Annotated in this window: 3 protein-coding genes; all 3 read right to left on the reverse strand. The window is 60.8% G+C overall.

What is annotated here, in order from left to right:
* Positions 1 to 650 (reverse strand): branched-chain amino acid ABC transporter substrate-binding protein (locus NZM16_RS10630; RefSeq protein WP_295480304.1); only part of this gene is annotated, 650 nt, incomplete at its 3' end.
* A gap of 274 nt (positions 651 to 924) precedes the next feature.
* Positions 925 to 1,428 (reverse strand): DnaJ family domain-containing protein, encoded by a 504-nt coding sequence (locus tag NZM16_RS10635; protein WP_295480306.1) that lies wholly within the window; start codon positions 1,426 to 1,428, stop codon positions 925 to 927.
* Positions 1,429 to 1,470: 42 nt separating this feature from the next.
* Positions 1,471 to 2,011: NAD(P)/FAD-dependent oxidoreductase (locus tag NZM16_RS10640; RefSeq protein WP_295480308.1), on the reverse strand; the 541-nt coding region annotated here is incomplete at its 5' end.

A 2,011-nucleotide genomic window follows, 5' to 3' on the forward strand; every position in this document is an offset into this window, starting at 1 on the left:
TCCTGGAAGCGCTTGCGGAAGAACTCGGCCACGCCCTGTCCGTAGGTCGTCTTGTCATGGATCACGAAAGCGGTCTTGACCTTCAGCTCATTGAAAGCGAACTCAGCTCCCACGGCGCCCTGCACGTCGTCGCGCCCGCACACCCGGTTCGTCACCAGGTAGCCGCGGTCGGTGATGCAGGGGTTAGTGTTAGCCGGCGAGACCATCACCAAGTCAAAGTCTTTATAGGTTTCCGAGGATGGGATGGCCACGCCGGAGTTCAGGTGGCCGATCACCGCCAGGATGTCGGGATCGTTGACCAGCTGCTTCGCATTCGCCACCCCCACATCCGGCTTGGCCTGATCGTCGAAGGGAACGAGCTCCACTTTGAAGCCAAGGGCCTCGATGGGGCCTTTCAGTTGCTCAATCGCCAGTTGAGCGCCGTTTTTGATGCCCTCGCCCAGGGCAGCCTGACCGCCGGAGAGCGGGCTCTGGGTGGCGATCTTGATGGTGCCCTTCACCGCTGGCGTGGGCGTCGCGGCGGGGGCGGCTGGCGTAGGCGTTGCCGCCGGAGCCGCCGGCGCTGGAGTGGGGGTTGGAGTAGCCGGCGCACAAGCGGCCAACAGCAGGCTGAACACCATCAGACCGATCAGAATCCTGGAGAACCTCATGGCCTCCTCCTCTTAGCAGGGTGTTGAAGGGATAAGTTTGTGGAAATAGCGGTCATCGGAGGGAAACCATATCCCTCGCTGAGGCTTCTCCCCCACATGGGGGAAGACTTTTATGGTCCGCGCCCGAGGCACCTCCTTCCTGAAGCGGGAGTTTATTTCAAATTTTAGAGAACCGCAGGATATCTGTCAAGGCCAGCCGAGGCTGTTTGAAAAGCCTTGAGCTGAGATTCCCAAAGGCATCTGGTAATGCTTGTTATCACCCCTGGAAGCCTGATCATCCGGCCTCCAGGCGCTCGATATCGGCTTCCGACACCCCCAGCGCCTGGAGCTCCTCTCGAAGGTTGAGCTTGAATCGCTGAAGCCAATAGATGGGGACTTTCAGGTTATAGAGAAAGATCTGTTCGTTGAGCTCGGCGATCCGACGGGCGAAGGCCCGCAGGGCCCGATCCCATTCCGCCTCCACCCCTTCCCGCTCCGCCCGGCTCCGGGGATCCGTCCTCCCCTCCAGAGCGCGCAGGGCTTCCTCTCGCCACCGCATCGTCCGCTGCAGATCCCGCCGGGCGAGCTCAATCCCCCGACGGATCGCCAGATCCGCTTCAATCCACTCGGGGCGGGCGTCGTTCTGCCGAAGGATATGATAGGCGATGGCCAGTCCAGGATCCAGATAGGGATTTTCCTCCAGCTGAAGCGGCTTCCCCTTCCCCGGGAGATGATCGAACTCCCCGTGCCGGATCGCTTCCAGGATCTTCTGTTCCACCCATTCGCCCCAGTTGACCATAGAAGCTATCCTGATAGGTAATCTTCCACAACTTCGCCGGCCTCATCCCAGGCGCATCTCGCTGGAGTGGCCGGGGAAGACCTTCGCCTGAGGATTGATATAGGTCGCCGCGTAGTTCACCGCTGTCGCCGCCTGGGCGAATCCGACGACAATGAGATTCAGCGGCTCCGCTCCTTCGGGCGCCGTGATGTCTCCGGCCGCATAAACCCCCGGCAGGTTGGTCTCCATCCGGGCATTCACCTTGATGTAACGATTCCCAACTGACTCCAGCCCCCACGTCTTGATGGGCCCCAGATCCGCCTTAAACCCCAGGCTCATAATGATGGCATCCACCGGGATGATGGTCTCCTCACCTGTCCGGTTGTTGAAGATCACTGCCTCACGAACATGGCCATCTGGCCCCGGATGGATCGCCTTCAACTCGTGGAAGAGGCGGATATCGATGTTCGAGCGCATCAGCTCAGCAACGCTGCCTGGATGGGCACGGAACTGATCGCGGCGATGGATCAGCGTGACATGGGCGGCGAAATCCTTGAGGTTCAGCGCCCAGTCCACCGCTGTGTCGCCTCCGCCCACGATGAGC

The organism is Thermoflexus sp. (assembly GCF_025055495.1).
Lineage (GTDB): Bacteria > Chloroflexota > Anaerolineae > Thermoflexales > Thermoflexaceae > Thermoflexus.